Source organism: Hyphomonas beringensis, from assembly GCF_000682755.1.
GTDB lineage: Bacteria > Pseudomonadota > Alphaproteobacteria > Caulobacterales > Hyphomonadaceae > Hyphomonas > Hyphomonas beringensis.
Genome location: NZ_AWFF01000013.1, coordinates 15920 through 38497 on the forward strand (window position 1 = coordinate 15920; position 22578 = coordinate 38497).

General features: G+C 57.5%; 25 protein-coding genes. 9 read left to right on the forward strand and 16 right to left on the reverse strand.

Annotated elements, in window-relative coordinates; genetic code table 11:
• Nucleotides 1-71: 71 nt before the first annotated feature.
• The 3 genes from HY29_RS02070 (at nucleotide 72) to HY29_RS02080 (ending at nucleotide 2791) form a co-directional block, all read left to right on the forward strand.
• Nucleotides 72-1403 (forward strand): cytochrome P450, encoded by a 1332-nt coding sequence (locus HY29_RS02070; protein WP_034791234.1) that lies wholly within the window; start codon nucleotides 72-74, stop codon nucleotides 1401-1403.
• A 64-nt stretch (nucleotides 1404-1467) separates the two neighbouring features.
• Nucleotides 1468-2139 carry a nitroreductase gene (locus tag HY29_RS02075; protein WP_034791236.1) on the forward strand — a complete coding sequence of 224 codons (672 nt, stop codon included), beginning with the start codon at nucleotides 1468-1470 and terminating at the stop codon, nucleotides 2137-2139.
• A 43-nt stretch (nucleotides 2140-2182) separates the two neighbouring features.
• A complete protein-coding gene (locus HY29_RS02080; protein WP_034791238.1) occupies nucleotides 2183-2791 on the forward strand; it encodes a DUF1287 domain-containing protein in 609 nt (202 codons plus the stop codon).
• Between the two features lie 4 nt (nucleotides 2792-2795).
• Here the strand turns inward: HY29_RS02080 and scpB are convergent, their stop codons facing one another.
• The 5 genes from scpB to HY29_RS02105 form a co-directional block, all read right to left on the reverse strand.
• Nucleotides 2796-3818: an SMC-Scp complex subunit ScpB gene (gene scpB, locus HY29_RS18765; protein ID WP_241765111.1), complete on the reverse strand. Its 1023-nt coding sequence runs from the start codon at nucleotides 3816-3818 to the stop codon at nucleotides 2796-2798.
• A gap of 10 nt (nucleotides 3819-3828) precedes the next feature.
• Complete coding sequence (locus tag HY29_RS02090) at nucleotides 3829-4662, reverse strand: segregation and condensation protein A (protein WP_034791240.1); 834 nt, start codon at nucleotides 4660-4662, stop codon at nucleotides 3829-3831.
• On the reverse strand, nucleotides 4659-5696 hold the full coding sequence (gene nagZ, locus HY29_RS02095; RefSeq protein ID WP_081811185.1) for a beta-N-acetylhexosaminidase: 1038 nt from the start codon (nucleotides 5694-5696) through the stop codon (nucleotides 4659-4661). The genes HY29_RS02090 and nagZ overlap by 4 nt, the downstream gene beginning before the upstream one ends.
• On the reverse strand, nucleotides 5696-6559 hold the full coding sequence (locus HY29_RS02100) for an SPOR domain-containing protein (protein WP_034791243.1): 864 nt from the start codon (nucleotides 6557-6559) through the stop codon (nucleotides 5696-5698). Before HY29_RS02100 ends, nagZ begins: the two co-directional genes overlap by 1 nt.
• A gap of 133 nt (nucleotides 6560-6692) precedes the next feature.
• Nucleotides 6693-7865: a deoxyguanosinetriphosphate triphosphohydrolase gene (locus HY29_RS02105; protein ID WP_034791245.1), complete on the reverse strand. Its 1173-nt coding sequence runs from the start codon at nucleotides 7863-7865 to the stop codon at nucleotides 6693-6695.
• A gap of 27 nt (nucleotides 7866-7892) precedes the next feature.
• On the opposite strand from HY29_RS02105, the gene erpA reads away from it, so the two are divergent.
• Both erpA and HY29_RS02115 read left to right on the forward strand, forming a co-directional pair.
• Nucleotides 7893-8234 (forward strand): iron-sulfur cluster insertion protein ErpA, encoded by a 342-nt coding sequence (gene erpA / locus HY29_RS02110; RefSeq protein WP_034791247.1) that lies wholly within the window; start codon nucleotides 7893-7895, stop codon nucleotides 8232-8234.
• 58 nt (nucleotides 8235-8292) lie between these two features.
• Nucleotides 8293-9462 carry an epoxide hydrolase family protein gene (locus tag HY29_RS02115; RefSeq protein ID WP_034791249.1) on the forward strand — a complete coding sequence of 390 codons (1170 nt, stop codon included), beginning with the start codon at nucleotides 8293-8295 and terminating at the stop codon, nucleotides 9460-9462.
• Nucleotides 9463-9766: 304 nt separating this feature from the next.
• On the opposite strand, the gene nusB is transcribed toward HY29_RS02115, so the two are convergent.
• Genes nusB through glyA form a run of 7 tightly spaced genes read right to left on the reverse strand, consistent with a single transcriptional unit; the run spans nucleotide 9767 to nucleotide 14876 of the window.
• Nucleotides 9767-10234, reverse strand: coding sequence for a transcription antitermination factor NusB (gene nusB, locus HY29_RS02120; protein WP_051601055.1), 468 nt, complete (start codon nucleotides 10232-10234; stop codon nucleotides 9767-9769).
• Nucleotides 10231-10659, reverse strand: coding sequence for a 6,7-dimethyl-8-ribityllumazine synthase (gene ribH / locus HY29_RS02125; protein WP_034791253.1), 429 nt, complete (start codon nucleotides 10657-10659; stop codon nucleotides 10231-10233). The genes nusB and ribH overlap by 4 nt, the downstream gene beginning before the upstream one ends.
• Complete coding sequence (gene ribB, locus HY29_RS02130) at nucleotides 10659-11786, reverse strand: 3,4-dihydroxy-2-butanone-4-phosphate synthase (RefSeq protein ID WP_034791256.1); 1128 nt, start codon at nucleotides 11784-11786, stop codon at nucleotides 10659-10661. Before ribB ends, ribH begins: the two co-directional genes overlap by 1 nt.
• Before the next feature lie 10 nt (nucleotides 11787-11796).
• Complete coding sequence (locus HY29_RS02135) at nucleotides 11797-12417, reverse strand: riboflavin synthase (protein WP_034791258.1); 621 nt, start codon at nucleotides 12415-12417, stop codon at nucleotides 11797-11799.
• 24 nt (nucleotides 12418-12441) lie between these two features.
• Complete coding sequence (locus HY29_RS02140) at nucleotides 12442-13089, reverse strand: RibD family protein (protein ID WP_034791310.1); 648 nt, start codon at nucleotides 13087-13089, stop codon at nucleotides 12442-12444.
• Nucleotides 13086-13562, reverse strand: coding sequence for a transcriptional regulator NrdR (gene nrdR, locus HY29_RS02145; protein WP_034791312.1), 477 nt, complete (start codon nucleotides 13560-13562; stop codon nucleotides 13086-13088). Before nrdR ends, HY29_RS02140 begins: the two co-directional genes overlap by 4 nt.
• Before the next feature lie 6 nt (nucleotides 13563-13568).
• The gene (glyA, locus tag HY29_RS02150) at nucleotides 13569-14876 is read right to left on the reverse strand and encodes a serine hydroxymethyltransferase (protein WP_034791314.1); all 1308 of its coding nucleotides are present in this window, start codon (nucleotides 14874-14876) and stop codon (nucleotides 13569-13571) included.
• A gap of 221 nt (nucleotides 14877-15097) precedes the next feature.
• On the opposite strand from glyA, the gene HY29_RS02155 reads away from it, so the two are divergent.
• On the forward strand, nucleotides 15098-15514 hold the full coding sequence (locus HY29_RS02155; protein ID WP_034791317.1) for a Ros/MucR family transcriptional regulator: 417 nt from the start codon (nucleotides 15098-15100) through the stop codon (nucleotides 15512-15514).
• Between the two features lies 1 nt (nucleotide 15515).
• Here HY29_RS02155 and hemA read toward each other — a convergent pair whose 3' ends face one another.
• On the reverse strand, nucleotides 15516-16733 hold the full coding sequence (hemA, locus tag HY29_RS02160; protein WP_034791319.1) for a 5-aminolevulinate synthase: 1218 nt from the start codon (nucleotides 16731-16733) through the stop codon (nucleotides 15516-15518).
• A gap of 105 nt (nucleotides 16734-16838) precedes the next feature.
• The gene (locus tag HY29_RS02165; protein ID WP_034791322.1) at nucleotides 16839-17630 is read right to left on the reverse strand and encodes a class II aldolase/adducin family protein; all 792 of its coding nucleotides are present in this window, start codon (nucleotides 17628-17630) and stop codon (nucleotides 16839-16841) included.
• A gap of 168 nt (nucleotides 17631-17798) precedes the next feature.
• On the opposite strand from HY29_RS02165, the gene HY29_RS02170 reads away from it, so the two are divergent.
• Complete coding sequence (locus HY29_RS02170; protein WP_034791590.1) at nucleotides 17799-18563, forward strand: NAD kinase; 765 nt, start codon at nucleotides 17799-17801, stop codon at nucleotides 18561-18563.
• A gap of 47 nt (nucleotides 18564-18610) precedes the next feature.
• A complete protein-coding gene (locus HY29_RS02175; protein ID WP_034791325.1) occupies nucleotides 18611-19219 on the forward strand; it encodes an Hpt domain-containing protein in 609 nt (202 codons plus the stop codon).
• Here HY29_RS02175 and HY29_RS02180 read toward each other — a convergent pair whose 3' ends face one another.
• Nucleotides 19220-20059 (reverse strand): alpha/beta fold hydrolase, encoded by an 840-nt coding sequence (locus HY29_RS02180; RefSeq protein ID WP_034791327.1) that lies wholly within the window; start codon nucleotides 20057-20059, stop codon nucleotides 19220-19222.
• A gap of 5 nt (nucleotides 20060-20064) precedes the next feature.
• A complete protein-coding gene (locus tag HY29_RS02185) occupies nucleotides 20065-21753 on the reverse strand; it encodes an alpha/beta fold hydrolase (RefSeq protein WP_034791330.1) in 1689 nt (562 codons plus the stop codon).
• A 155-nt stretch (nucleotides 21754-21908) separates the two neighbouring features.
• On the opposite strand from HY29_RS02185, the gene HY29_RS02190 reads away from it, so the two are divergent.
• Nucleotides 21909-22541 (forward strand): TetR/AcrR family transcriptional regulator, encoded by a 633-nt coding sequence (locus HY29_RS02190; RefSeq protein WP_051601056.1) that lies wholly within the window; start codon nucleotides 21909-21911, stop codon nucleotides 22539-22541.
• Nucleotides 22542-22578 lie beyond the last annotated feature (37 nt).

Consider the following 22578-nt stretch of genomic DNA (forward strand, 5'->3'; position numbering starts at 1 on the left):
AACAGCCATGCTATATCTATTTCCGTAGTCAGAAATCGACCTCGAAGAAGGTCACTGCCGGAGGAATAGACATGGCTGCCGATACGGCCCAAACAATTGATCACCCCGCCTTGCAGCGCCCTAAAGTCACGGAGCGCGAGCCCCTTCATCCGGGCTATCTGCGCCTTGGTGAGGAAGTTCCGCCTGCAAGCGAACTGGATATGGAAACGCTGGATCTGGTCGACCCTGAAGTCTGGCGCCAAGGGAAATATTGGGACCGCTTCGCACGCCTGCGTAAAGAAGACCCGATCCACTTCACTCCGGATTCCTTTGTCGGCCCATACTGGTCCGTCACCCGCTATGAAGACATCATGGCCGTGGATACAGACCACAAGCGCTTCTCCTCCAGCTGGGAATATGGCGGTATCACGCTCGGCAGCCCACCACCGGATTTTGAACTTCCCATGTTCATCGCCATGGACGAGCCGCGCCACTCCGAACAGCGAAAGACTGTTTCACCGGCCGTAGCCCCGAACATGCTCAAGGAATTCGAGCCGCTGATCCGCGAGCGCACCGCAAAAGTGCTCGACAGCCTTCCGGTTGGCGAACCCTTTGACTGGGTGGATCGCGTTTCCATCGAGCTGACCGGCTTGATGCTGGCAACCCTGTTCGACTTCCCGCAGGAGCGCCGCCGTGAGCTGACCCGCTGGTCTGACATTGTTACAAACATGAACAATCCTGACATTTGTCCTGGGGGTGAAGAGCAGTGGAAGCAAGAGCTTCTGTCATGCCTCACCGTCTTCATGGGCATCTTCCAGGAACGTCAGGCCATCCCGCTGAAGAATGATCTGATCAGCCTTCTGGCGCATGGCGAGAAGACCAAGAACATGACGCCGATGGAATTGCTCGGCAATGTGATCCTGCTAATTGTCGGAGGCAACGATACGACCCGGAACTCGATGACCGCGTCTGTCTATGCTCTCAACTCTTTCCCCGATGAGTACAAAAAGCTGAAGGCAAATCCGTCCCTGATTCCAAACATGGTTTCAGAGACGATCCGCTGGCAGACCCCACTCGCCCACATGCGCCGCACTGCGGTTGAGGATGTCGAACTGGGCGGCAAGCTCATCAAGAAGGGCGACCAGGTCGCCATGTGGTATGTCTCAGGCAACCGCGATGAGGAATTCTGGGACCGCCCGAACGACTACATCATTGATCGCTCGAATGCCCGCCGGCACCTCTCCTTCGGCTTCGGCATTCACCGCTGCGTCGGCAACCGTCTGGGCGAGCTGCAGCTGCAGATCCTGTGGGAAGAGCTGATGAAGCGCTTTGAGCATATTGAAGTTCTTGACGAGCCATCCCGCACCTCTGGTGGCTTCGTCAAAGGCTACACCTGGATGCCAGTGATCCTGCACGGCAAATAAGGCTTTGGCTAACGCAGCGCCAAGACGATAAACCTCCTGTCAGAGCATGACAGGAGGTTTTTTCATGGATGTCACTCAGGCTGTCGACCAGCGCATTTCCACGCGCGCCTACTTGCCGGATGCCCTGCCTGAAGCGGAAGTCCGCGAATGGCTGGAACAGGCACAGCGATCCCCATCCGGCGGCAATCTTCAGCCATGGCGAACAATAGCCGTGACCGGTCAGGCCCAGGATGACGTGATTGCCATGGCGGCGCCGATCCTCGCAGCAGATCCGCGCGGCCAAAAGACAGACTATCCCATCTACCCCAAGGATCTCTGGGACCCCTACGAGGCCCGTCGACGCCAAGTTGGTGAGATGATGTACGAGACACTGGAAATCCCCCGCGAAGACCGCGCGGCCCGAATTGCCTGGTTCTCCAACAATTTCCGGTTCTTTGGCGCGCCGCTGGCCCTGTTCATCGTGATTGATGAGCGTATGGGCCACGGCCAGTGGGGCCATACCGGCATGTATCTGCAAACGCTGGCGCTGCTAGCGGAAGAACGCGGCTGGGGCACGTGCATGCAGGAGTGTTGGGGTGTCCTGCGCCCTGCCTTGAAGGACCATTTCAAGCTCGCGCCTTCGGAAATGGTCTGGTGTGGCATGGCTGTGGGCAAGCCTGACCCTGAACATCCGGTCAATCAATTGCGCAGCACCCGCGCGCCCCTCTCAGAAGTGGTAGAGTTCCACGGTTTCTGATTTCCGCCGCAAAACGGACAAATCTGCGTGGCGTGCTGGCTTGATGCTGACACGCCGCTCAACTCTTTTTGGCTGCCTTGCCCTGCCTTTGGCGCCCAGTGTTCTAGGCGAGAAAAGCCTGCCCTGGCCAATACGACTTGTCTTGGCGGCGCGCCAGCAGATCGGCGTCACACTCACCTACGATCCCGCCTATGCCAGCCTCGCCTATCCGATGGGCGATGTACCCCGCGACAGAGGGGTCTGTACGGATGTGATCATTCGTGCCTATCGCGACGCCTTCGATGTGGATCTTCAGGCCATTGTTCATGAGGACATGAAGACCGCCTTCGCTGAATATCCAGCCAATTGGGGGCTCAGCCGTCCCGACCGGAATATTGACCACCGTCGTGTCCCAAATCTGGAGCGCTATTTCGAACGTAGAGGCTTGGATAAACCCTTGCCAGCAAGTCCTTCAGGTTGGGAAGCCGGTGATCTTTATACGATGCGATACAATGGCCGACTGCCCCATATTGGAATCGTCTCTGACAGAAAAACACGCATGGGCAAACCGCTCGTCATTCACAATATGGGCTGGGGCACATCAGAAGATGACATCATAGGGCGGTTCGAACAGGAACGGCGTTTCCGGTACGAACCAGATAGCCAGATTTAGCGATTTATTCGTCGTCGCCCCATTCATCCATTTTTTGCTCAGGGATGCGTGTCTGGGATTTCAGCTGGATGACGGCATTCTTGATGTCGGCACTGTCGAACTCATCACGCTCGGCATCGCTGCGTTCCGGTGCGCGCGTGTATGAGAAAACACTGACCGTACCTTCGTCTTCATCGATCTCATCAGACGCCACGTCCAACTCGGCATCAGCAGAGAGTTCGTCTTCCGTCTCAACCTCATCTTCATTCCCGACGGACGTTTCGCCATCAGCCTCATCCAGTTCGTCACCCTCTTCCATGAAATCAGTGACAAAGGATTCGGTTTCATGGCTCTCATCCATGTCGTCGATCAGCGTGTCTTCTTCGGTCAGCGCTTCTTCATCCGGCATCTGGAACCCATCGGGAATGACATCGGACAACAGGCCCTCGGCTTCCAGATCAGCCTTGCCGGGCAATGTGTTCAGATTCTCCAGTCCGAAATGCTCCAGGAAAGCATCTGTCGTACCATAGGTAAGTGGCTGGCCGGGTGTCTTGCGGCGGCCCTTGATCTTCACCCATCCGCTTTCAAGCAGCGTATCAATGGTCGTCTTGGACACAGCCACGCCGCGAACAGCCTCAATCTCGGCGCGCGTCACGGGCTGGCCATAGGCGATGATGGCCAGAGTCTCCATGGTGGCCTGGCCCAGTTTCTTCTGAACCTGACGCTCTTCCACGAACAAATAGGAAAGATCCTGCGCCGTCTGGAAACGCCACTTGCCGGCAACTTCCACAAGGTTCACGCCGCGATTGGTGTACAGAGCACGCAGCGCCATTAGAACTTCAGGCGCCTCAACGCCGTGCGGCAGAATTTCGGCAATCTGATCCGCAGACAAAGGCTCACCTGCAGCAAACAGAATGGCCTCAGCGCGGCGAACCCCTTCAGCCAGCGCCTCATTCTCATTGTTCAGCAGGGCCTCTTCCGAGCGCCGATAGGCGAACGAAAGTTGTGTTACCGGATCGTTTTCCGTTTCCGGATTTTCATCAGTCATCTGAAGCTTCTCAAGCGGTTGCATTACTGCCCCCCTCTGGGCTGGTCCCTGCACTGCGCAGGTATAGCGGCGCAAAGTGTTCGTCCTGCCGCACATCAACTTCCCCATCGCGGACAAGTTCAAGCGCAGCAGAGAACACACTGGCCGTTACGGAACGCGGTGGCAGTTCCGGGTCCACAGACGTCATGGTCGTGCGGATTTCTTCCAGACTGTGCCACTGTTCCAGTTGCTGGCGTAGGGCGCGCAGGCTGGTGCGGGCAAGCTCAAGTGGCAGCACCATCTGCTGTTCGATTGTGTGCGGGCGTTCCTTTTCACGGCGATCGCGGATGGCACCAAAGGCCTGCGTCAGCTCGTAAAGGCTCGCGTTGAACTCGGTATGCTTGACAACTTTAGGCTGCTCCGGAGAACCGCGTAGGAAAATGACATTATTGAGGACCGGCCCGGATTCCAGCTCTTTCACAGCGCCGCGCATTGCTTCCAGCCGCTTGAGTCGGAAGGCCAGCCGCGCAGCCATTTCCTCGCCACTCGGCTCATCCTCTTCGGCCTTTTCAGGCTTCGGCAGAAGCAAGCGGGACTTCATGAACGCCAACCAGGACGCCATCAGCAGATAGTCGGCCGCCAGATCGATTCGCTTGGCTTTGGCATCCTCGATAAATTCGAGATACTGCTCAGATAGAGACAGCATGGAAAGGTGCAGCAGGTCGACTTTCTGCTTTCGCGCCAGCTCCAGCAGCAGATGAAGCGGCCCTTCATAGCCGCCGACATCTACGGTGAAGAGATCGCCAGCCTCAGCGTCTTGCGCGTCAGCAGACAAGGCATCGATTGAGATCACATCAGCGCTCATGCAGCCCCCTGCAATTGCGGGAAATACTCATGAAAGCGCTGCCAGCCTTCCTGAACATTGAACTCCTGCTCATGCGTAGACATCGCTTCAGCGCGCACGGCCCGCTCAAGGGCCTTGCCCTCCAGTTCAGGAGATGCCGCCGCGATCTCGGCCATTTCGGCCAGGATCGCGTCAGGATCTTTCAGGAAACCGGAGCAATGAAGCAGCACGTCGCACCCCGCAGCAATTGCCGCAGTGCCCCGCTCTCTCAGGCTTCCGCCCAGCGCCCGCATGCCCAGATCATCCGTCATTAACAATCCATCAAACCCGATTCGGCTGCGGATCACGTCCTGAATCATCACTTTTGACAGAGTCGCAGCTACACCGGCGTCAAATGCGTCATAGGCAATGTGTGCGGTCATCGCCATGGGGGCATCGGCAAGGCGGGAAAAGGCATCAAAGTCCTTGGCCAATTCATTGTCGCCCGCTGTAACGCGGGGCAGCTCCATATGGCTGTCAGACATGGAACGGCCATGCCCTGGTATATGCTTGATGACCCCCGCTACGCCGCCATCTGCAAGGCCCTTGAGGGCTGCGCCCGCAAGGTCGGCAACCATCTCAGGCTCAGTCCCGAAGGCGCGGTCCCCGATAACGTCATGCGCGCCTGGTACAGGCAGGTCGACAACGGGGGCACAATCGGCATGAATGGACATGGCAGACAGTTCCGCCGCAATCAGGCGGTGCCCCAGCCATACAGCCTCTCTCCCCGCCAGACGGTCCTTTGCGTAAAGGTCTGCATAGTCATGCCCGCGCGGGAATAGCGGCCATTCCGGCGCTTTCAGACGGGCAACCCGGCCACCTTCCTGATCTATGAAGATCAGGCACGGGCGATCCATGGCATTCCAGATATCATCTACCAGCCGGCGAACCTGCCCCCGAGAGACACAGGAGCGGCCCATCAGGATCACACCCCAGGGCTGATGCGCGGCAAATAGCGCGGCCTCATCTTTCGTGAGCACAGGCCCCGAAACGCTGAGGATGCATGCCTTCGCCACTATCCGGTCACCACGATACAATTATCGCCGCTGGCCTTGACCGCGTCGCAGAATGCAGACGCCTCGGCCCGCTCAACAAAGCTGCCGACACGCAGCCTGTAGAACACACCTTTGGCGCCCAGGTCAGCACGCTGAACATACTTGCGGGCTCCGCGATACAGATCTGGTCTGGATGTCGTCGCCTTGCCCCAGGCCGTCTCCGCTGCATCCTGAGACCGGAATGCTGCCAGCTGTACCAAATAGGTGCCGCCATCGGTAAACGCGAATTGCGATGTAGGCGCAGCAGGTGCAGGCGGCAGTTGCCGCGTGGCGGGCAGCGTGACTGGCGCATTGGAGGCAACTTCAACACTGTCTCGGGGGTCTTCTGGACGATCATCCAGTTCCGCAAGGGCGCGAACCTGGTCGGCCACGGCATTCGGCATTCCATTTTCCGGGTCCGAATCATCCATTTCACGCTCTTGGCCGGGCCGCAGCTCTATTGGCGGGCCACCCTGAAGCATCTCCCCGCTTTCTTCATCCTGGTTACGATCTGCGTAATCGCGCACCTCTTCTTCGGGGCGGTCAGAGGCATCCATCTGATCATAAAAACGCTTATCGACGTCCGGCACAGCAACGCCGCCCCGGTCTTCCGGCGCGCGCTTGTAAGGCTGCTTTTCTGCAATAACGCTTGGGATTCCGGCACCATTGGACCGCACGCCCTGACGATAGGTGTTCCACACCACCGCGCCAAAGACGAGGAGAACGCCAATCGCGAGCGCAAGGATCAGCGGCCCCCGCGCGGTATCATCCTCCCGGATTTCAAATCCGCGGTAATCGTCTTCGAAGGGGGAGTAATCACCCCCGCTTTCCCGATATCGACCCATGGAATCGCCCTTCAGAATGCTGTCACAGAGTTAATATTACGGGGCGTTTCGTTAACGACGCTTGAATGGAACTGCGCTTTCCCGCCTGAACAGGTGATGAAGCGCTTAATGCCCGTAAATCATACCCTGCTGACTAACGCAGAGCCTCGGGGTCATACAACCGGCGATACTCATCCATCGCAAATCCGTCCGTCATACCGGCAATATAGTCACACACGATACGGGCCCGCTTGGCCTCGGTGGCCTGTGTGGCATCCATACGCCAGGGCGATGGCAGTGTATCCGGCTCCTGCAGGAAGATGTCGAACAGATCCTTGAGCATACGCTTGGCTTTGCTGCGCATGCGATTGACCTTGTAGTGCTTGTACATACGCTCATACAGGAAGGCCCTCAGTGCGCGTTGGCGCGTTTCCAGCTCCTCGGAGAACGCGACCAGTGGCACATCCATCGCCCGCACAGCCGCCGCGCTCTGTGGATTGTACTCCTTCACCCGGCGCATGGTTTCGCCGGTGAGATCATTGATCCACAGGCCAATCAGACGCCGCACGGCTTCATAGGAAACCATCCGGTCATTCAGGTGCGGATATTCGACCCTGACACCCCGGAAAACATCTCCAACAATCGGCAGGTCCATCAATTCGTCAATCGTGAACAGGCCCGCTGCGATGCCGTCATCAATGTCGTGATTGTTATAGGCGATATCGTCTGACAGGGCGGCGACCTGCGCTTCCGGCCCGGCAAACTGTTCCGGCTCCAGATCCTTCAGATAGGGAAACTCCCGAAAAGCCGCCGGCAATGACTCGAAAGGCGTGTCCGGACCGACAACCGGCCCATTATGCTTCACCAGTCCTTCCAGCAATTCCCAGGTCAGATTGAGACCATCATGATTGGGATAGCGCACCTCCAGCTTTGTCACGATGCGTAGGGTCTGGGCGTTGTGGTCAAAGCCTTCATACTCGGCCATGCATTCGTCCAGCTGGTCCTCACCGGCATGACCGAAGGGCGGATGGCCCATATCATGAGCCAGAGCCAGTGCCTCAGCGAGATCCTCGTCCAGACCAAGCGTGCGGGCGATACTGCGGGCAATCTGTGCGACTTCCAGAGAATGCGTCAGGCGCGTGCGGAAATGGTCCCCCTCATGCGCCACAAAAACCTGTGTCTTCTGCTTCAGACGGCGGAAGGCCGTAGAGTGGATGACCCGGTCGCGGTCGCGCTGGAAAGGCGTGCGCGTGGCTGACGGGGCCTCGTCATAATACCTGCCCCGGCTGTCTTCATGCCGCGTTGCATACACTGCTCTCTTTTCCATTGGCCGGAGAATCCCTATCTATAGATTATGAGCACGATGACGGCCCCTGATGTGACCCTTACAGCCTCTGCTGCCAAGCGGATTAATGCGATTCTGGCAAAACAGGACGGCGTAGACTATCTGCGCGTGTCAGTTGAAGGAGGCGGCTGTTCCGGCTTCTCCTACAAGTTCGACTTTGACACGGCCGCCAAGGAAGATGATCGGGTCATCGAACGCGACGGCGCGAAAGTGCTGATCGACGAGATGAGCATGGAATTCCTCGCAGGCTCCGAGATCGACTTCACGACGGAGCTGATTGGCGCAGCCTTCAAGATCAACAACCCCAACGCCACAGCGGCGTGTGGCTGCGGAACCAGTTTCTCGATTTAACTTGCATGGCCCGGCGGCAGGCCCCCTAAGATGATCCTTGTCTTAGGGAGGGACACCCATGTCTAAAGCTCAGCCGTTCCGCATAGAGGTGCCACAGGAGAAGCTCGACGCCATTATGGCGCGCGTTAAGGACTATGAGTGGTTCCCCGCCCCGGCCAATGAGCAGGGCTTTGCCTATGGCATGTCCACCAGCGTGATGAAGGACATCCAACGCTACTGGATAGCCGGTTATGACTGGCGCAAAGCCGAAGAGAAGCTGAATCACTTCGCCAATTATAAGGCCAAGGTGGACGACATCGACATCCACTATGTTCACGTCGTTGGAGAAGCTGGCGGCCAGCGTCCCCTTCTGATCACCCATGGCTGGCCTGGCTCCGTATTTGAATTCTGGGAATGTATCGGCCCCCTGGCCTTTCCGTCCAAATATGGCGGACGCAAGGAAGACGCGTTCGATGTGATTATCCCCTCGCTGCCCGGCTATGGTTTCTCGGGTAAGCCCAAATCCCCCATCGGGCCACGCGCGACGGCGGCCCTGTGGGACAAATTGATGAGGGAGGTGCTGAAATATGACACCTATCTCGCGCAAGGCGGAGACTGGGGCGCGATGGTCACCTCATGGCTGGGTATGAACCACGGCGCGTCAGAGGGCAAAGGCGGCTGCAAGGCGATCCATCTGAACATGATTGGCTTCCGCCCCTCTCCTGCGACACCGCAAAACGATGAAGAGGCCGCATGGCTCACCCGCATGCGGGAAGCGATGCAAAGTGAAGGCGCCTATTTCATGGAGCAAACCACTAAACCGCAAACGCTCGCCATGGCCCTGATGGACAGTCCCGTCGGCACGGCAGCCTGGATCATCGAAAAGTTTCATGGCTGGTCAGACCTCTCGGATGGGGGCCTGCTGGATACCTATACCAAGGACCAGTTGATCACCAATGTGATGATCTATCTGGTGAATGACGCCATCGCGACCAGTGTCTGGTTCTATAATGGCTTCATGCAGGAAGGCGCCAACGTGCTGCCGGAGGATACACGTTGCGAAACGCCGACCGCTTTTGCCAGTTTCCCTGGAGAGTCCGTCTATACACCCGCCCCACGCAGCTGGATCGAACGCGCCTACAATCTCACACGCTGGACAGACATGTCGCGCGGAGGGCACTTTGCCGCCATGGAAGAACCTGAGCCCTTCGTGGAAGAGATCCGCAGCTGGGCGAATGAGGGGGAATAGATCCAGCCTCTCCCCCTGGTTTCAGTAACAATGCCACTGGATACGGAGCCCCCAATCCATTGGGGGTCAAGTCGCCTTAGCTTGTAATTGTCGCCGCAGCACCAGCAAAGCGGCGGCAGGTCCGGAAAGGCGCTGAGTGCCCCACCACTCCTGTCTTTCCACGCGGGTGGGAACGGGCCCCAATGCATGGGGGCACCAGACTATCCAATACAAATGAATAAACGTCCTCATGCCCGGGAAGCCTGGCTTCCATCCGCAAGGACTGCATCAGCTAGCAAAACCGGATGGCTCCAGGCCAGTCCGGCTATTGGCGCAGATCCTTGGCCAGATTGTCGAGCACGGCGTTTGCGAACTTGGCTTCCTGCTCTTCGAAGAAGTCATGCGCCAGAGAGACATACTCATCCAGAATGATCGCATTGCTGAGATGGGTGTGGGCGATGAACTCCCCCGAACCGGCACGCAAAAGGGCGCGCATCGTGGCATCCAGACGGGTCAGCTTCCAGCCTTTGGCAAGGCGCGCCAGGATGGCTTGGTCAATTGCGGCCTGATGGTCGACCACAGACAGCACAATGGATTTGAAGAGGTCCGGATCGGCCTCTTCTACGGGCTGTTCGTCCGGGCCGATGCCCAGACGGTCTTCCATGAAGGCCCGCACGGTCGCCTTGGCGGATTTGCCGGTCTGCTCCATTTCATAGAGCGCCTGAACGGCAGCGAGGCGTGCACCTGCCCGCCTCGCCCGTGTAACCTCAAAAGGAATATTCTGCTCGTTCACCGAATGAGTTCCTTGCGAAACTTGATCATGGCGAGACAGGCTTCGGCCGCATCTGCGCCCTTGTTGCCGCGCTTGCGGTCGGCGCGAGCCAGTGCCTGCTCTTCATTCTCGACTGTCAGGATGCCGAAACCAATGGCCTGACGGCGCTGCACGATCAGATCCATCAGGCCCCGCGCGCTCTCACCGCAGACATAGTCATAGTGCGTGGTCTCGCCGCGAATGACGCAGCCCAGCGCAATAGCGCCGTCAAAGCGGCCGCTGTCGGCTGCCATGGCAATCAGGCCTGGCAGTTCGAATGCGCCCGGCACTTCCATGACGGTGATCTTGGCACCGGCTTTTTCCAGCACTTCCAGCGCGCCAGCTTCCAGCTCGTCAGCGATGTGTTTGTAATATCTAGAAACGGCGACGAGTACGCGGTCCACCATTATTCAGTCTCCTCATTAAGACGGCGCCACCCCTCTATGGTCAGGCCGTATCCGTCAAGTCCTGCAACGCGGGTCGGCTGCGTATCGGACAGGTAAATCATGCGGCGAACGCCCAGCTCGCGCAGCATCTGAGCGCCAACGCCATACTCACGCAGTGGTGCAGTCGGATCGACCGGAGCAGATGTTTTCAGGCCCAGACGCTCGGCAATGATGTTCGGGCGCATCGTATTGACGAAAACGACAACGCCCGGCTCCTCCGCCTCGGCAATGATACGCATCGCCCGCTCGACCAGCCCCTGACGCGGGCCCGTCTCTCCCAGCACATCCGCCAGAATATCGGTGCGGTGGACACGTACCAGTGTCGTGGAGTCCGGCGTGATGTCACCATGGACGATGGCAATATGCTCGGAATTGTCGAGGGCATTGCGGAAGCAGACCGTTTTGAAGCCTTCACCGAAGGCAGAGGTCAGCGTGGCTTCCACGCGCCGCTCCAGGAAGCGATCATTCTGGCGGCGCCAAGCAATCAGGTCTGCAATCGTGCCGATCTTCAGATTGTGTAACTGGGCAAAGCTGACGAGTTCCGGAAGACGAGCCATGGAGCCATCTTCATTCATGATCTCGCAGATTACGCCTGCCGGGAACAGCCCGGCCATGCGGGAGATGTCCACCGCAGCCTCAGTATGGCCAGCGCGCACCAGCGTGCCACCATCGCGCGCCACCAGCGGGAAAACGTGGCCTGGCGAAACGATGTCGTCATGATCCTTGGTCGGGTCGATCGCCACGGCAATCGTGCGGGCGCGGTCATGGGCCGAGATGCCGGTCGTTACACCCTCTTTGGCCTCAATGGAGACCGTGAAGGCGGTGCCCATGCTTTCCCGGTTGTTACGGGTCATCATGTCCAGATTCAGCGTGTGGGCACGCTCCTGCGTCATCGCCAGACAGATCAGGCCCCGGCCATGACGCGCCATGAAGTTCACATGCTCCGGCGTCGCGAAATTGGCAGGGATGATCAGGTCGCCCTCATTCTCCCGGTCTTCCGCATCGACCAGGATGAACATCCGGCCATTGCGGGCATCCTCGATGATTTCATCAATAGAGGAAATTGCGTCGTGAAATTCGCTCGACATAATCTGGTGCCTATCGCCCTTCCGGCGCGTCTGCGCCAATCATCCGCGCCACGTAGCGCGCCAGCATATCAATCTCAAGATTGACCCTGGAGCCGGGCTGCAGATCGCTGAGTGTGGTGACCTCCCAGGTGTGCGGGATAATGGCCAGTTGAAAATCGCCATTCGGCAATGCGGCTGCGACAGTCAGCGACACGCCATTCACTGCTGCGGAGCCCTTCGTCGCAAAGTATCGAGCAATCTCTTCAGGCGGGCGGATCGTCAGGCGGTAGCTCTGGCCCTCCGGCTCAATTGAAACCACTTCGCCCACGCCGTCGACATGGCCAAACACAAAATGCCCGCCCAATTCGTCTCCCAGCTTCAGGCTTTGCTCAAGATTGACGCGAGCGCCCTCTTCCCAATCGCCAAGCACTGTCTTGGAAAGTGTCTCCGGCACAGCCTCAACGGCGAACCATGCGCCGCGCTCAGCCTCGCCCATATCGACGACGGTCAGGCAAACGCCAGAATGCATGATGGACGCACCCATGGCGATGTCTTCCAGCGGATAGCCGCTCTCGACCTCAAACCGGCGCAAACCGTTGCGATCTTCGGCCTTGCGTACGCGGCCGACGTCAGTGACGAGTCCTGTGAACATCTTTTGTTGCCCTCAAAAACCTGCTCAGGCCCGTACATAGGTATCGAAGACGTCATCCCCAATCCGTTCCGTTGCGACAGCGCGCCACCGTGACGCTGCGCCAAGGTCGGACAGGCCAAGAGAGCCGAGCGCTGGCAGGCCGTCCCCGCCAATCAGGATTGGTGCGCGGAACCAGGCGATTTCATGTACAAGGTCTGCGCGAATGAAGCTGGCCGCCAGCGTACCGCCGCCTTCCAGCAGGATAGATGTAATGCCTTCGGCCTCTGCGCGGCGGACAAGTTCTTTGACGTCAACACGGATGCCTTTACCGCAACGCCAGATATCAACACCGCTCGCCGCCAGAATATCCTGCGGCTGGCCATTCGTGGCGACGACAACGCGGCCGCTTGAAATGGATTGCACCAGACGCGAATTGCGCGGCGTGCGACCATGAGAGTCGGCAATGATACGGACAGGCTGGGTTTTAGGCAGCGGCACCGTGCGCGCCGTCAGCAGCGGATCGTCTGCCAGAACTGTCCCGATGCCTACCAGTACAGCATCATGCGCAGCCCGCAATTCATGTGCCTTGGCGCGAGAACCGCTGGAGGTAATCCACTGGCTGGTGCCATCAGCCAAGGCAATGCGGGAATCCAGAGACGTCGCAATCTTCAGGGTGACCTTCACCCCACTCATTCCTCGTTACCTTCCTCGTCAAAGTCGAGGGAGGTTTTCTCGATGAAATGCGCGAAATCATTGGGATCGCGGAAATCCTTGTAGACGCTGGCAAAACGCACATAGCCGACCGGGTCGACCATGCGCAGTGCTTCCATGGCGAACTCGCCAACATCATTCGAAGACACTTCCGTTTCGCCCGCACTTTCCAGCTTCCGAACGATGCCGGAGACCATCTGGTCGATCTGCTCCCGGTCCACCGGGCGCTTGCGCAAGGCAATGGTGATCGACTTTGCGAGCCGCTCCCGGTCGAACGGCACGCGCTTCCCATCGCGCTTGACCACGGTGATCTCGCGCAGCTGAACGCGTTCGAATGTCGTGAAGCGGGCTCCGCAAGCTTCGCACACCCGTCTGCGGCGCACAGCGGTGTTGTCTTCAGCCGAGCGGCTGTCCTTCACCGATGTGTTCTCGGAACCGCAGAACGGGCAGCGCAAGGTCTATCAGCCCCCCAGTCCGTTATAGATCGGGAACGCCGCTGTGAGAGCTTTGACTTCCTCACGTACCTTGTCTTCGGTCGCGGCGCTGTCGCCGCCTGCAACTGCGTCAACAATCTCGCCGATCCAGTTACCGATCTGGGTGAACTCGTCTTCGCCGAAACCGCGTGTCGTACCGGCCGGAGAGCCAACGCGAATCCCGCTGGTGATGGTTGGCTTCTGCGGGTCGAACGGCACGCCATTCTTGTTACAAGTGATATAGGCACGCTCCAGAGCGTGCTCAGCGTCACGGCCGGTCACATTTTTCGGACGCAAATCAATCAACGCAACGTGCGTGTCGGTACCGCCAGAGACGACATCCAGACCGCTTGCCTTACAGGCTGCGGCCATGGCCCGCGCATTTGCGACAACTTGCGACGCGTATTGTTTGAATTCAGGTGTCAGCGCTTCGCCGAACGCGACAGCTTTCGCAGCGATCACATGCATCAGCGGACCACCCTGAATGCCTGGGAAGATCGCAGAGTTGATTTTCTTGGCCAACGCCTCGTCATTGGTCAGGATCATGCCGCCACGTGGGCCGCGCAGCGTCTTGTGCGTGGTCGTGGTCGCAATGTGCGCATGCTCGAGCGGGTTCGGATGGGCGCCACCGGCAACGAGGCCAGCAAAGTGCGCCATGTCCACCATGAACAGCGCGTCCACTTCATCCGCGATTTCACGAAAGCGTTTGAAGTCAATCTCACGCGGATAGGCAGAGCCACCGGCGATGATCAGCTGCGGGCGGTGTGCCTTGGCCAGACGCTCAACCTCTACAAAGTCGATCCGGTCGTCTTCGCGGCTAACACCGTATTGTACGGCGTTGAACCATTTTCCGGACTGGTTCGGACGCGCGCCATGGGTCAGGTGGCCACCGGCATCCAGGCTCATGCCCAGAATGGTATCACCCGGCTTCAGCACGGCATTGAAGACACCCTGGTTTGCCTGGCTGCCTGAGTTCGGCTGAACATTGGCAAAGTCGCAATTGAACAGCTTTTTCGCGCGCTCAATGGCCAGCTCTTCGGCAATGTCGACAAACTCGCACCCGCCATAATAGCGCTTGCCCGGATAGCCTTCGGCATACTTGTTGGTCAGGATCGTCCCCTGAGCCTCAAGCACCGCATTGGACACGATGTTCTCGGACGCAATCAGCTCAATCTGCTGCTGCTGGCGCGTGCGTTCCTTCTTGATCGCTTCGAAGAGTTCCGGGTCACGATCTTCCAGGGACTGGCTGAAGAAAGCCGTGGTATCAAACCGGGCCGGTTGCGCTGTATCTGCCATAGGCGAATCTCCTGCTGGGTTCCCGCGGTGTTTACGCTCAGGCGGGCCAAGCTGCAACCATCACAGCGCCTTAGCAGCACAATAACATATCGCTTTTGCTTAGCTCAGAGACATCTTCAACTATTTGATGCAAATACTTGAAGAAATATGATATTTCAGAGATTAGGTGGCGATAATCAGTAAAACTAAATTCTTTTACGTGCTGGATTCTTGGGGAACGCATGAGTGAAACACAGCAAACAGATTTTCTGACCATGACTAGCCGGATTGTTTCCTCCTATGTGGCAAACAATACATTGGAGGCTGAGCAGCTGCCGGAGCTGATCCGGAAGGTGTATGAAACCTGCACGACCCTGTCGGAAACGGCCGCACCGCAGGCCGAGTCACTGGAGCCCGCCGTCCCCGTCTCCAAATCCATCACGCCGGATTTTCTGATCTGTCTGGAAGATGGACGGAAGCTGAAAATGCTTAAACGATATCTGAGGTCACGCTTTGACATGACCCCGGATGAATATCGCGCAAGATGGAACTTGCCGGCGGACTATCCGATGGTTGCTCCGAACTACGCAAAGCTCAGATCGAAGCACGCCAAGCAAATCGGGCTTGGCAAGAAACCACCGGCGAAAAAGTCCAAATAGGTCAGGCGGCCTTGTCGAGGCCCAGCTGCTTCCAGACGGCAAGGATTGCGGCGATCAACTCGTCCATCATCACCTCATCGTGCACGGGGCTCGGCGTGAAGCGCAGACGCTCCGTGCCGCGCGGCACTGTCGGATAGTTGATAGGCTGAACATAGATACCGAAATCGAAGAGCAGCGTGTCGGAGAGCGCCTTGCAGCGTTCCGGATCACCCACCAGCAACGGCACGATGTGGGAGGGTGAATCCATCACCGGCAGGCCCGCATCACGGAATTTCTGCTTCAGCATGGCCGCATTGGCCTGCTGCATGTCACGCAGCTTGCGGCCTTCGTCTGTACGCAGCTTGCGAACACTTGCCAGCGCACCAGCCGCCATCACGGGACAGGTGGATGTCGTGAAAATGAAGCCTGACGCCATGGAGCGGATCGCGTCAATCACCGTTTCGTGGCTGGCAATGTAGCCGCCCATCACGCCGAATGCCTTGCCAAGCGTGCCTTCGATGATGTCGATACGGCCTGCGAGACCGAGCTTCTCGGCAACGCCAGCGCCATTGTGGCCGTACATGCCAACAGCGTGCACTTCGTCCAGATAGGTCAGCGCATCGAACTCATCTGCCAGATCGCAGATCTCTTCCATGCGGCCGAAGTCGCCATCCATGGAATAGACACTTTCGAACGCGATCACTTTCGGACGGCCAGGATCGTCGTTTTCCATAAGGGCGCGCAGATGATCCACGTCATTGTGACGGAAGATACGGCGGTCTGCACCGGAGCGGCGAATGCCCTCAATCATGGAAGCGTGGTTCAGCGCGTCGGAATAGATGATCAGGTTCGGCAGGATTTTGCCCAATGTAGACAGGGTCGCGTCATTGGAAACATAGCCGGACGTGAAGAGCAGTGCTGATTCCTTCTCGTGAAGGTCAGCCAGCTCCTGCTCCAGATCCACGTGGTAACGTGTCGTACCGGAGATGTTGCGTGTGCCGCCAGAGCCAGCCCCAAAGCTGTCGATCGCATCATGCATCGAATTGATGACGTGATCATCCTGGCCCATGCCAAGATAGTCATTCGAGCACCAGATGGTGACTTCGCGCTCGCCATCCTCAAAACGTGCTGTCGCCTTCGGGAAGCGTCCCTTATGGCGTTGCAGGTCAACGAAGACGCGATAGCGGCCTTCACCATGGATTGCGCTCAATGCGTCTTCAAAGGCCTTGAGATGTTTCATCTGCACATTTTCCAAAATTACATGCCGCTCTACATAAGGGCGTGAGGGAAATTTGATAATGGTCCCTTACGTCACACCCTGCGGGAAGCGCATACGTATATTTCCTTAAGCATCATACCCTGGCAACTGCCGATCCAGTTTTCGCATCAGAGCCGGCCAGATAAGTCTCTCTGTCAGCACGCTCATACCCGAGGAATGCTCCGTCAGGCCACCCTGCCCGGCCACTTTCTCCTGCAGATCATTTCCACACTCCAATACGCCATCACGGCCAGCTGACAGGGCCATGATCTGCATGTTGCAGGCACGTTCGAGGAAAAACATGCGGGTAAATGCCTGCGCAGGGGTTTCGCCAATGGTCAGCGTGCCGTGATTGCGCAGCAGCATGGAGTGCTTTTTCGGGCCGAGGTCTGCAACCAGACGCTCGCGCTCATCAAGGTCCAGCGCGATGCCTTCATAGTCGTGATAGGCAATGTCCTCACGCACAACCATCGCCGTCTGGCTGAGCGGCATCAGCCCCTCTTTCTGTGCAGAAACGGCCACGCCCTGATCGGTATGGACGTGAATCACCACCTTGGCATCGTCGCGCGCATCATGAATGGCGGAGTGAATCGTGAAGCCCGCCGGATTGATAAAGTGGTCTGTCTCCTGGACGATATTGCCTTCCAGATCGACTTTCACGAGCGAAGACGCCGTGATCTCTTCAAAGAAATGGCCATATGGGTTGATCAGGAAGTGGTGGTCAGGCCCCGGCACACGATGGGATATGTGTGTGAAGATCATGTCATCCCATCCATGCATCGCGACAAGACGGTACAAAGCGGCCAGGTCGACACGGGCCTTCCACTCATCTGCCGTTACGGATGATCGAATATCAACTTTCTGCGCGCCGTCGGCCATGTTCCGGGTCTCCCTCCATATTATTTTCTAAAGAATATCCGAAAACACCTTGAGACGCCAGCCAATGATGACGCGGGCGTCACCTTCCCGCTGCGGCAGATATTGTAAGAACATTCGCCGCAGTGCTTATCCTTGACGCCTGTAGCAAACCCAAAGCAGATGGCTGCCATGACCGGCATGAAACTTCATTTCTTCGCCTCCAAGCGCCCTGAAGCTCAGGACGCGCTGCCGAAATTCATTCAGATGTATGGTCAGTGCGACGAGGAAGAGGCCGACGTGATCGTGGCGCTCGGAGGTGACGGCGCCATGCTTGATTCGCTGCGTCGCCAGTTTGATGTAGGCAAGCCCGTCTACGGCATGAACCGCGGCACGGTCGGCTTCCTGATGAATGAGTATCAGGAGAAGAATTTGCCCGAGCGCATCAATGCCGCAGAGCGCGCGGTGATATCTCCCCTGCGTATGACGGCGAAGGATGTTCACGAGAACGAACATCATGCCCTTGCGATCAATGAAGTCTCTATCTTCCGTCAAACCGCGCAGACTGCCCGCCTGAAGATTACCGTCGACGGCCGGGTACGCATGGAAGAACTGGCCTGCGACGGCGTCATGGTTGCCACACCAGCCGGATCAACCGCCTACAATCTCTCGGCACATGGCCCGATCCTGCCGATCGGCGCCGGGCTGCTGGCGCTCACACCTGTCAGCGCATTCCGCCCGCGCCGTTGGAAAGGCGCGCTCTTGCGCCGGGACGCCTCCGTGCAGATCGAAGTGGTCGCACCCATGCTGCGCCCTGTCGCAGCCGCTGCCGACAATCAGGAAGTGCGCGATATTGTCAGCGTTCACGTCCAGGAAGACCGCAGGCGCCTGACCATGCTGTTTGACCCCGGCCATGCGCTGGATGAACGCATTCTGCGCGAACAGTTCGGATTTTAGAGCCTTTTCAAGACGGTGCGTCAGCACAATGTTAAGTCTTAGGATATATGGTTAACCCGAATTATCGGGGAACCATGATGCTGAAAGACTTGCTGGAAAAGCTGAAGCCCTCATCCAAGGGCAAGGGTACGCAATCAACAACAATTGCGACTCCTGACATCAGCCGCGTCATCAAGATGCCAAGGCCAGACACCGTCACACCGGAAGCATCATCTCCCTCTCCCCAGGCAGCTGCCCCAAAGACCCATGATCCGGAAGAAATGGGCGCCCTTGCCGAAGCGGCCGTCGATGACCTGTCAGGCCAGTTTGAAGCCTGGATGCAGATGGATCTTAATCGCCTGAAAGATGCCTGGGCGCTTGCGCAGCAACCGGTTGCCACACCGGAAGACTATCGCAGCCTTTATACGTGTGCACACAATATTCGTGGCGTCGCAGGTTCCTATGGCTATCCAGCCATTTCGCGGCTTTGCGGCTCTCTCTGCACCCTGCTATCTGATACCACGCCGGGTGAGAATTCCGCTCTGATCAATCTGCATGTCGAAGCCTGCCGCGCGGCACATACCTCTATAGGCCGGGGCGAGTCCTCCCAGTCCGTTGCCGATGCCGTTTGCGATGCGCTGGAACAGCGCGTGGCGCGTAAAACGTCCAATAGCTGATCAGGCGGCCCTTTCAGCCTCCTCATCTTCCTCATTGAGGAAGTCCTGTATGATGGCTGCAGTCTCTTCCGCCTGCGTTACAAGAAACAGGTGACCGCCGCCTTTCATAATATGCAGGCGGGCGTCTGGCAGACCAAACTTCAGAATGTGACCATTCGCAACCGGCACGATTGTATCCTGATCGCCCATCAGGATCAGTGATGGCATGCTCAGGAAACGGATGAATGGCAGACTGGACCAGCCGAGAAATGCCAGCAATTGGTAGACATAGCCTTTCGGGTCCGGCGCCATCAGATTGTTGATGTGCCGGCCGGCCTCCCCTTCAACGGCATCACCGTAGAGCGTCTCGAAGCTCTCGCGCATGAAATCCGGGTCAGAATACCGGCGCGCATCGACCATCTTGGACAGGGATTTTGGACGACCTGGCACCATGGTCATGCCAGCCGTTGTCGCACACAGGATCAACTTGCCAACACGTTTGCGATACTGAAACGCATATTGTTGGGCCAGCGCCCCGCCCCACGAAACGCCCATTACATCCACATCTTCGATGCCGTAAATATCCAGCAGCTTGCGGGCCCAGCGGGCCAGCATCCAGGGCCGGTAAGGCCATTGGGTTACCGGGCTTTTGCCAACGCCGGGCACATCAAAGGTGATGATATCCCGATCCGTGAACATCTCACCCAAGCCTGCAGTCAATTCCAGATTGGCGCCAATGCCATTGAAGAACAACAAAGGCCGGTTGCCCAAATCTGTTTCAGCCTTCCAGAAAGCTGTGCGCAGCTGGATACCATCGACATCCTGCATCAGGATTACGGGCGTTCTATCTGTCTGGGCCATATTGGTTACTCATCAAAAACATATCTTCCGGGAGCATTATAGAGAGGCGGAAAGCTCTCATTTCCGCAAGCTTTTGGCGCAGTCTTGAGTGCTCCCGATCTCTGCTTCAGCCATTCTCCCCAGACGGGCCACCAACTGCCCGCCTCTTCCGTTGCACCCTCGGCCCATTCTTCGGCTGTTGGCGCAATATCAGAATTGCGAAACATCTTGGCCTTGGGGTTACCAGGCGGGTTCAGCAGGGATTGGATATGACCACTAGAAGACAGGACAAATTCGACATTCTCAGACCCCAGAAGACCCGTCGTACGGTAACAAGCCTTCCACGGCGTAATGTGATCCGTCAGGCCTGCGACCACAAAGGCATCTGCCTTGACCTGCGTCAGGTCCAGCTTGTGGCCGGCGACATCATATTCGCCGGGATGATCAAAGGGCTGGTTGAGACCAAGGTCAAGATAGTCGGAATGCAACTGCGCCGGAAGATTGGTTGAATCATTGTTCCAGTACAGAACATCAAATGGTGGCGGATCTTCCCCCATCAGATAATTGTTCACGACATAGTTCCAGACGAGATCATTCGGCCTCATCCAGGCAAACATGCGCGCAAGGTCATCCCCTTTCAGAATGCCCTTGCGGCGGGAATATTTGCGCGCCACTTCGAGGCTTGCATCAGAGACGATCTGACCAAGCTCGCTATCTTCACGCTGAGGGTTCAGCACACAGACCATGAAGGTGAGCGTATTGATACGGTCATCGCCGGCCCCAGCAAGCAGGCTGGCCAGCGTTGCTGTCGTGATACCACCTGAACAGGCGCCAGAGATGTTGATCTTCCTGGACTTGGTAACACGCCGGACCACTTCGCTCGCCTGGACGAGACTGTCGATATAATCCGACAGGCCCCAATCCTTGTGCTCTTTGGTCGGGTTACGCCAGGACACGACGAAGGGCTGCATCTCCATGGCGAGCAGGAATTGCACCATGGACACCATAGGCGAAAGGTCCATGGCATAGAATTTGTTGATTTGAGGCGGAATAATGAAGATCGGTGTACGGTGAACCTTGTCCGTCAGCGGCTGATACTGGATCAGCTCCATCATCTCGTTCTTCCAAATGACGGAGCCCTTCGTTGTCGCGAGGTTTTCACCGACCTTGAACGGCCTCTTGTCCACCTGGCTCGGCAAACCGCCATTCTTCGTCAGATCCGTATAGGCGTTTTTCAGACCCTTCAGCAGCGATAAGCCACCGGAATCAACAACACGCTTCGTTGCTGCCGGATTGCCGAGCAGCGTGTTCGTGGGCGCCATGGCGTCAGTGATCATACTCATGACGAACTTAGCTCGGGCATGCTCCAGCTCTGTCATGCTCAGCTCAGCCACCCAGTCGTTAAGGTGCTCCTGCGTCGCCAGATAGGCCTGCATACCGCGCCTGTAGAACGGGTTGTGCTGCCAGGCGGGGTCCTTGAAACGACGATCCTTCGGGTTGGCCGCACGATCTGACTTTCCGAACAGGATCTTTGTGTGCTCTGCGGTGATCTTCCCGGCAGTTTTGGCCGTAGTCACCGGGTTCGTCATGGTAGAGCGCAGCATCATCGCGACCGCGCCCAGTAATTCCTGTCTGTTAAAGCCCGCCATCAGCGGATTCATGGCATTCGTGGCTTCGGCCGCATTTCGGGCGATTTCATCCTTGGCGCCTGGCATTTCCCTTATTCCTCCACATGCCGGTCTTCTCTGGCACAAGGGCCAGGCGCCGACTTCGTTCCCCACTTCTTTCCATGATGGAAAGAGTAATCATGAAACTTTGAAATAAAATTCGTTCCATAGTCAGAATTGCGTGTCAAACTACTTCGCAAACCATGAAGACCCGAGAGCGCATCCTTCACGTCAGCCTGCTTCTCTTCAATGAAGAAGGAGAAGCCCCTCAAACGGCTGTCGATATTTCGAACGCGCTGAATATCAGCCCGGGCAATCTGTACTACCATTTCAAGGGCAAGGACGCGATTATCCGAGCCCTTTTCGACCGGTTCGACGAGGAGATGCGGATCATCCTGCGTGGCTCCCGCGGCGGCGTAACCTCCATTCAGGACAATTGGGTCTACCTCTACATCATCCTCGAAGAGATCTATGACTTCCGCTTCTTCTATCGGGATCTTGGCCTGTTGCTGGATCGCTACCCGGACCTTGCCGTGCGCTTCCGCGCCATGGTGGCCGAGGAGAAGAAAACGATCCACCGCGTGCTGGACGAGTTGACACGGGAATCCGTCCTGAACCTTGATCCGCGCCTGAAGGCTGCACTGGTGGACCAGATCATGATGACGCTGACCTTCTGGCTGGCAGGAGACAGTCTGTCTTCTGAGCATCATGACGGCCCTGCCCTGATCCATAAAACTGTGTTCCAGGTGATGTGCCTGATCGTACCCTATATGGGCGAGGCAGGCTTTGACACGCTGACGCACATGATCGCCCATTACGAAAAGGCGACCTCCTAAAAAAAGGGCGGCTCGTTGAGCCGCCCTGTCAAAGTGC

Excerpts from the sequence above, each read along its gene's own strand:
- HY29_RS02135 (WP_034791258.1), bottom strand. The coding sequence starts at position 12,417 with ATGTTCACAGGACTCGTCACTGACGTCGGCCGCGTACGCAAGGCCGAA.
- HY29_RS02155 (WP_034791317.1), top strand. The coding sequence starts at position 15,098 with ATGAGTGAAACACAGCAAACAGATTTTCTGACCATGACTAGCCGGATT.
- HY29_RS02175 (WP_034791325.1), top strand. The coding sequence starts at position 18,611 with ATGGTTAACCCGAATTATCGGGGAACCATGATGCTGAAAGACTTGCTG.
- HY29_RS02090 (WP_034791240.1), bottom strand. The coding sequence starts at position 4,662 with ATGAGCGCTGATGTGATCTCAATCGATGCCTTGTCTGCTGACGCGCAA.
- HY29_RS02115 (WP_034791249.1), top strand. The coding sequence starts at position 8,293 with ATGTCTAAAGCTCAGCCGTTCCGCATAGAGGTGCCACAGGAGAAGCTC.
- HY29_RS02170 (WP_034791590.1), top strand. The coding sequence starts at position 17,799 with ATGACCGGCATGAAACTTCATTTCTTCGCCTCCAAGCGCCCTGAAGCT.
- hemA (WP_034791319.1), bottom strand. The coding sequence starts at position 16,733 with ATGAAACATCTCAAGGCCTTTGAAGACGCATTGAGCGCAATCCATGGT.
- glyA (WP_034791314.1), bottom strand. The coding sequence starts at position 14,876 with ATGGCAGATACAGCGCAACCGGCCCGGTTTGATACCACGGCTTTCTTC.
- HY29_RS02165 (WP_034791322.1), bottom strand. The coding sequence starts at position 17,630 with ATGGCCGACGGCGCGCAGAAAGTTGATATTCGATCATCCGTAACGGCA.
- HY29_RS02100 (WP_034791243.1), bottom strand. The coding sequence starts at position 6,559 with ATGGGTCGATATCGGGAAAGCGGGGGTGATTACTCCCCCTTCGAAGAC.
- HY29_RS02075 (WP_034791236.1), top strand. The coding sequence starts at position 1,468 with ATGGATGTCACTCAGGCTGTCGACCAGCGCATTTCCACGCGCGCCTAC.
- ribH (WP_034791253.1), bottom strand. The coding sequence starts at position 10,659 with ATGGTGGACCGCGTACTCGTCGCCGTTTCTAGATATTACAAACACATC.
- HY29_RS02190 (WP_051601056.1), top strand. The coding sequence starts at position 21,909 with ATGAAGACCCGAGAGCGCATCCTTCACGTCAGCCTGCTTCTCTTCAAT.
- HY29_RS02070 (WP_034791234.1), top strand. The coding sequence starts at position 72 with ATGGCTGCCGATACGGCCCAAACAATTGATCACCCCGCCTTGCAGCGC.
- HY29_RS02185 (WP_034791330.1), bottom strand. The coding sequence starts at position 21,753 with ATGCCAGGCGCCAAGGATGAAATCGCCCGAAATGCGGCCGAAGCCACG.
- HY29_RS02180 (WP_034791327.1), bottom strand. The coding sequence starts at position 20,059 with ATGGCCCAGACAGATAGAACGCCCGTAATCCTGATGCAGGATGTCGAT.
- HY29_RS02080 (WP_034791238.1), top strand. The coding sequence starts at position 2,183 with ATGCTGACACGCCGCTCAACTCTTTTTGGCTGCCTTGCCCTGCCTTTG.
- scpB (WP_241765111.1), bottom strand. The coding sequence starts at position 3,818 with ATGACTGATGAAAATCCGGAAACGGAAAACGATCCGGTAACACAACTT.
- ribB (WP_034791256.1), bottom strand. The coding sequence starts at position 11,786 with ATGTCGAGCGAATTTCACGACGCAATTTCCTCTATTGATGAAATCATC.
- erpA (WP_034791247.1), top strand. The coding sequence starts at position 7,893 with ATGAGCACGATGACGGCCCCTGATGTGACCCTTACAGCCTCTGCTGCC.
- HY29_RS02140 (WP_034791310.1), bottom strand. The coding sequence starts at position 13,089 with ATGAGTGGGGTGAAGGTCACCCTGAAGATTGCGACGTCTCTGGATTCC.
- HY29_RS02105 (WP_034791245.1), bottom strand. The coding sequence starts at position 7,865 with ATGGAAAAGAGAGCAGTGTATGCAACGCGGCATGAAGACAGCCGGGGC.